The 5,149-nt window shown below is 36.6% G+C and carries 8 protein-coding genes; 7 read left to right on the forward strand and 1 reads right to left on the reverse strand.

The features are described 5' to 3' along the window. Window positions 1-100: 100 nt before the first annotated feature. On the reverse strand, window positions 101-430 hold the full coding sequence (locus B4F08_RS15165; RefSeq protein WP_291375163.1) for a hypothetical protein: 330 nt from the start codon (window positions 428-430) through the stop codon (window positions 101-103). A 123-nt stretch (window positions 431-553) separates the two neighbouring features. Between B4F08_RS15165 and B4F08_RS15170 the strand changes: the two genes are divergently transcribed. The 7 genes from B4F08_RS15170 (at window position 554) to B4F08_RS15200 (ending at window position 5,115) form a co-directional block, all read left to right on the forward strand. Continuing rightward, window positions 554-1,207 (forward strand): glutathione S-transferase N-terminal domain-containing protein, encoded by a 654-nt coding sequence (locus B4F08_RS15170; protein ID WP_110973903.1) that lies wholly within the window; start codon window positions 554-556, stop codon window positions 1,205-1,207. Window positions 1,208-1,215: 8 nt separating this feature from the next. Further along, window positions 1,216-1,647 carry a ClpXP protease specificity-enhancing factor gene (locus B4F08_RS15175; protein WP_291375165.1) on the forward strand — a complete coding sequence of 144 codons (432 nt, stop codon included), beginning with the start codon at window positions 1,216-1,218 and terminating at the stop codon, window positions 1,645-1,647. Between the two features lie 17 nt (window positions 1,648-1,664). Further along, window positions 1,665-2,324 (forward strand): hypothetical protein, encoded by a 660-nt coding sequence (locus B4F08_RS15180; protein WP_291375167.1) that lies wholly within the window; start codon window positions 1,665-1,667, stop codon window positions 2,322-2,324. 405 nt (window positions 2,325-2,729) lie between these two features. After that, window positions 2,730-3,089 (forward strand): hypothetical protein, encoded by a 360-nt coding sequence (locus B4F08_RS15185; protein WP_086208866.1) that lies wholly within the window; start codon window positions 2,730-2,732, stop codon window positions 3,087-3,089. Between the two features lie 82 nt (window positions 3,090-3,171). Continuing rightward, window positions 3,172-4,131 (forward strand): hypothetical protein, encoded by a 960-nt coding sequence (locus B4F08_RS15190; RefSeq protein WP_291375169.1) that lies wholly within the window; start codon window positions 3,172-3,174, stop codon window positions 4,129-4,131. 9 nt (window positions 4,132-4,140) lie between these two features. Further along, the gene (locus tag B4F08_RS15195; protein WP_291375171.1) at window positions 4,141-4,689 is read left to right on the forward strand and encodes a GTP-binding protein; all 549 of its coding nucleotides are present in this window, start codon (window positions 4,141-4,143) and stop codon (window positions 4,687-4,689) included. 18 nt (window positions 4,690-4,707) lie between these two features. Next, window positions 4,708-5,115 carry a roadblock/LC7 domain-containing protein gene (locus B4F08_RS15200; protein ID WP_291375172.1) on the forward strand — a complete coding sequence of 136 codons (408 nt, stop codon included), beginning with the start codon at window positions 4,708-4,710 and terminating at the stop codon, window positions 5,113-5,115. Window positions 5,116-5,149 lie beyond the last annotated feature (34 nt).

A 5,149-nucleotide genomic window follows, 5' to 3' on the forward strand; every position in this document is an offset into this window, starting at 1 on the left:
CCTTGGTTTATCCAAGGCTTTTTTTATGCGTCATTTTCAACTTTAAAACCCATGCTTTCTGCTTTATTCGTATGATATCCCTCTAGTTACATATTTCAGCTTATTTTAAAAATTGATGATCTTTAGGAAGTGGTGCATTACACGGCTCATCCGTTTGCTCATCGACCATTTTCACAGCTCCATCATTATAAACAGTGACCTTACAGCCTTTTACCTTATATTCTTGCTGAATACCGCCATACATCTCATCCTCAGATACAGAGGTAGCGACATCACAGGTTTCATCAGTAATACAAGCGGCATATTCAGCAGTCTGCGGCACTACATCTACTGATTCGGCTATATCTTGATTTTGAGCATAACTATTTGAGATAGAAGTCATTAATACAATCACTGCGATCAATTGAGTGATTCTGAGCATAAGTTGCATAGTTTTATCCTTATTTTTGATTTGTTCCAAGTTGTTCGATTGTATAAGCATATTAAAGTTAAGATGATTTTATTGGCTATTTTTAGTATTCTAACCGATTCACTTCACCTAGTTTCTTGAAATATGTCTGTCGAAACTACTCCGCTTCAAGGAATTACGCTGTATAGCCATGCAGATGATTTTCGCTCCCACTGGATTCGTTATGTACTTGCAGAGAAGCAAATTAAATACCATTTGGTTTTAAGTGATGCAGATGATGAAGATCTCGCCAGCTTAAATCCTTATAATCAACTGCCCATGTTGATTGAAAATGATTTAAAACTATTTAATGCCAATATCATTTCCGAGTATTTAGACGATCGTTATCGTCAAAACAAGCTCTATGCCGACGCGCCTATGCCTCGTGCGGAACAGCGTCAGTATATTTGGCGATTTGAACAAGATTGGTTAAAGCTTGCCGATATGATGCTGCGCCATCCAGATACACTCGATGCACAAGCAAAACTGAACGCACAAAAAAAACTGAAAGATACACTCATTTCCCTAACACCATTGTTTCAGCATTTCCCCTATTTTATGTCGGAAAGCTTTAGCATTTTAGATTGCATGCTCGCGCCTATCTTTCTGCGCTTAAACAGTATGGGTGTGCATTTACCCAAACAGCAATGTCGCCCAATTTATTTATATTGCCAACGTATTTTTAGTCGTCCTGCATTTTTAAAGTCTTTAACTTTGCAGGAGAAAAACCATTATCAATCTGAATTTAAACAGCCGTAGAGAATATTATGTCTGATCAAGAATTAAACCTTACGCCGACTCGTCCATATTTAGCTCGCGCCATATATGAATGGATTTGTGATAATCAGCTGACACCACATTTATTGGTCGATGCAACGCAACCGAATACTATGGTACCCGAGCAGTTTATTCAAGATGGGCAGATTGTCTTAAACATCGTCCCGCATGCCGTGCATGCGCTACATATGAGCAACGATGCGATTACCTTCTCTGCACGTTTTGGTGGAGTATCTAGTGATATTTATGTCCCCCTTAATGCTGTGATTGGCATTTATGCCCGTGAAAATGGACAAGGTTTGTTCTTCGACCCATCTGAATATGAGGGTCATACCCAAAATGAGCAAAATGCTTTAAAATCAGAGCATGAAGAAAAACCTGAAGCATCTAAGAAAAAACCAAGTCTCAGACTATTAGATTAATAAAATGGAGTAAGTATATGGCTTTTGATTTAGTACAATATTTTTCAGAACAGATTAAAATTCAAAAGCCTGAGCTTCTGAATAAATTTCCTCACGAAGAACGAAATCAGTATCTAGCAGAAGCCAATACACTCGCACTAGGAAAACTTATCACGCTTATCCGTAAAGATGGCGTAAAACTTTACCACGAAATTCAAACTCAAGATCACCTGTATATTCAGGAACTTGCTCGACATCTTACCACCTCACCTCACAATGTATCTCAGCTAGCCAACGCAGACTTAGAACATAGTCTAACGGAAATGCTAAGCCTTCAGTTTGCTGAACTAAAACAACTTGATGAAACAGGTAATTTTGGTGAACGAGGTATTCATGAACTTCTCGTGGGTCAAGTTGAACACCTTTCAGGTCAAGCAGACGACTGGATTTGGACAACAAATGACCTAACGGAACTGATTGGCTCTAAACCAATGCCTGAAGAAGAGCTATCATTAGAAGAGACGATGAAGGAGTTTAATCAAATGGTAAATCAACACACAACTGACCACCAAGACCACACACATAGCCAAGCAACTGAAGTAAACACAACACCAGTATGGGCTAAAATCCTTGAACCCGTGGTTGCTGTTATTATTCTATGGGGACTCTACTGCGCAGCCTCACAAATGTTCATCTAAATGATTAAAGATGAGAGATGCTCTAATTCAACGCATCTCTCTGTTTTTAAATTAGAAATATTTATTCAATCTTCTTAAATTAATCAGAAAAATAGATCTTGTCCTCAACATTATATGGCCATTTTTTAAATTTACATTTCCTTACACTTGTAAATAAATTAAGAAATTTTCTATTCAATTGCAAATTCAATCAAAATATTTTAATTGAAATGTCAACAAAATCACAAAAAAAACCAGTAAAAACTGACTAAAAAGCTCGGATTTAATCGCCAATTCCTTTTCCATATTTGTAGCTCAATTTATTTCTATTGATAATTTTTTCACGCCATCCATATAATGAAATCGACTTGTGAAACAACAGGTTAAAAGGATTTTCTAAAACTCATATAATTGAAGAGAAAAACTATGGCTAGAGTCTCATTAGAAGCATTAGCAAATATTGATGGTTTCTATGCAGCAGCATTGGTTGACGGAGAAAGTGGTTTAGCTCTCGCGACTCAAGGCGGTGGAAGCATTGATTTAGAACTCGCAGCAGCAGGCAATACCGAAGTCGTTCGCTCGAAACGTCGTGTTGCACAAGCCTTAAATTTAAATGATACGATTGAAGACATTCTTATCACTTTAGGCAAACAATATCACCTAATCCGTCCATTAGAAGGCAATGACAAGATTTTCTTATATCTTGTACTTGAACGCTCTAAAGCCAACCTTGCAATGGCACGTCATGAACTTAAAGGATATGAAAAAGGCTTAGATTTTTCTTAATTTGAATTACCCCCTTTTTCATCATTATGGGAAAGGGGTTGTTTGTATTGCCCTCTTCAACCTTTTAAATTAAAGACATACTATGAATAAGCAATATATTAATATTGCGATTACTGGCCTAAGTTCGAATCATTCAGAAGAGCTTAAAACACAGCTACGTAATCTCATTCCTCAAGAGTATAAAATTAACTGGAGTTCTGCTGCCGACCCAAGCATTGATTGCTTATTCATACATGAAAATTTTTATGACACAGACAGCATACAAAAAATCATACAAAGCCAAAAATTCCCTTGGCTGAAAATTACCAAACGCCAACAAGGGCAAAACCTGATTCATGAAAATACGCTTTCTTTGCCCATTATTCACCATGAAAGCTTATCTAATTGGATTCTACAACATCTACTCAATACAACGATTGAAACTCAATCACACGCACTTACTGAAGCTGACACACAATATAAAAAAAGCCCTTATAAATTAGAATATTTCAGTAAAATGCTAGATCAAGAACGAAACTCAAAACTCCATCTCTTTGACACATTAGGCACTATTGCAATTATTGATGTACAGAACAATATTGCATGGCTCAATACGACTAGAGAACAAGATTTCACCGAATTTGGCTTTGACTATGATATTGCCAGCACCAGCAACTTCATGAAAGTCTCACGGAAGCAACCACATATACTGAGTGATTGGCTATGGCAGTTTTTTTGGAATTCTCCATTATTTTTAAAAGAAATCGCACCGGAGGATGGTCATTTTAAAATTCATATGTGGCCTAAACCTAGCCAGAACTTGGATAGAAAACACATTTTCCAACTTTCAAGTTGTTTTATACAAGGTGGAAAGATTTCCAAAATTTCAATACAACTTGATTTACCTATCGACACAGTACAACGCTTTATTGCAACAAACAACCTCTCGAAAATCAATATCTGGGATAAGCACTACAATCCCCCAGAAACACCACAAGTTTCAGAAGAATCCAATTTCATTAAAAGTTTTTTTGGAAAGCTAAGAAAAAAATTAGGCATATAGGAAAAGTGTATGATTTTACAACGCTTTAAAATCGTTTTTGCAGGTGGTATGGGCGCAGGAAAGACAGAGGCCATTCGCTCACTTTCAGAGATTCCTGTACTGCAAACAGAAGCTTTTAATACTGATGTACAACGCCATAGCAAACTAGAAACTACTGTTGGAATTGATTATGGTGAAATTACACTCGAAGAAAACCTCACTATTGGCCTCTATGGCACACCTGGGCAAAGCCGTTTTGATTTTGTTTGGTCCGCTATTACCAAAGGAGCAATCGGTGTGATTATTCTTATTGACCACCATTCGGATGATCCTATCCAAGAATTAGAGAACTATTTAGAAACCTTTCAGAATTTTACGGATAATATCGCCATTGGAATTACCCATACCGATCTTCATTCTGAATCAGGTAAATCTACAAATATTTATAAGGAATGGCTACTTGAAAATGAGCTCTTTTCTCCTCTTTTCTTTATTGATGCACGAAACAAAGATGATGTACTGCTATTATTAGAAGCTTTAATTACTTCGATCGAAACTAACTCAAATATTACAAATTAACCCTCCGTGAGGTTTTATATGTTCACATTGACACAAAACCGTACTGCACCCGAAGAGTTAATTGAATTTTCAAAAAATGTAATTCAAGATATTCTCATGAATGTTCGCGGTGTCAATTACGTTATGCTCTGTAGCACTGATGGTTTTGAATTAGCACACGTTTATAAAAAAGATGGTTATAACACGACTAAACTTGCGGCTGTCAGCAGTTCAATTTTGGCTATGGTTGCTGCATTTATGCATGAAATTCACCTTGAAGGCTGCCAATCAATTACATTAGATGCAAATAATGGTAAAGCCATCTTAACCTCTATTCCCTCTTCAAAGCATCCTATGATTATTGTGACTTTAACCGAAAAAGATGTCTTACTTGGCCAACTTCTCTATACCCTAAAAAATTCTGGTAATCGCATTATGCAATATTGACTTAAAAATCAACCAAAAACCAGATACTGATAAG

Origin of the sequence: Acinetobacter sp. UBA6720, assembly GCF_002454215.1 — a bacterium.
Lineage (GTDB): Bacteria > Pseudomonadota > Gammaproteobacteria > Pseudomonadales > Moraxellaceae > Acinetobacter.

Bases quoted from the DNA above. Each gene is read 5' to 3' on its own strand.
- B4F08_RS15165 (WP_291375163.1), bottom strand. From the start codon at position 430: ATGCAACTTATGCTCAGAATCACTCAATTGATCGCAGTGATTGTATTA.
- B4F08_RS15170 (WP_110973903.1), top strand. From the start codon at position 554: ATGTCTGTCGAAACTACTCCGCTTCAAGGAATTACGCTGTATAGCCAT.
- B4F08_RS15175 (WP_291375165.1), top strand. From the start codon at position 1,216: ATGTCTGATCAAGAATTAAACCTTACGCCGACTCGTCCATATTTAGCT.
- B4F08_RS15180 (WP_291375167.1), top strand. From the start codon at position 1,665: ATGGCTTTTGATTTAGTACAATATTTTTCAGAACAGATTAAAATTCAA.
- B4F08_RS15185 (WP_086208866.1), top strand. From the start codon at position 2,730: ATGGCTAGAGTCTCATTAGAAGCATTAGCAAATATTGATGGTTTCTAT.
- B4F08_RS15190 (WP_291375169.1), top strand. From the start codon at position 3,172: ATGAATAAGCAATATATTAATATTGCGATTACTGGCCTAAGTTCGAAT.
- B4F08_RS15195 (WP_291375171.1), top strand. From the start codon at position 4,141: ATGATTTTACAACGCTTTAAAATCGTTTTTGCAGGTGGTATGGGCGCA.
- B4F08_RS15200 (WP_291375172.1), top strand. From the start codon at position 4,708: ATGTTCACATTGACACAAAACCGTACTGCACCCGAAGAGTTAATTGAA.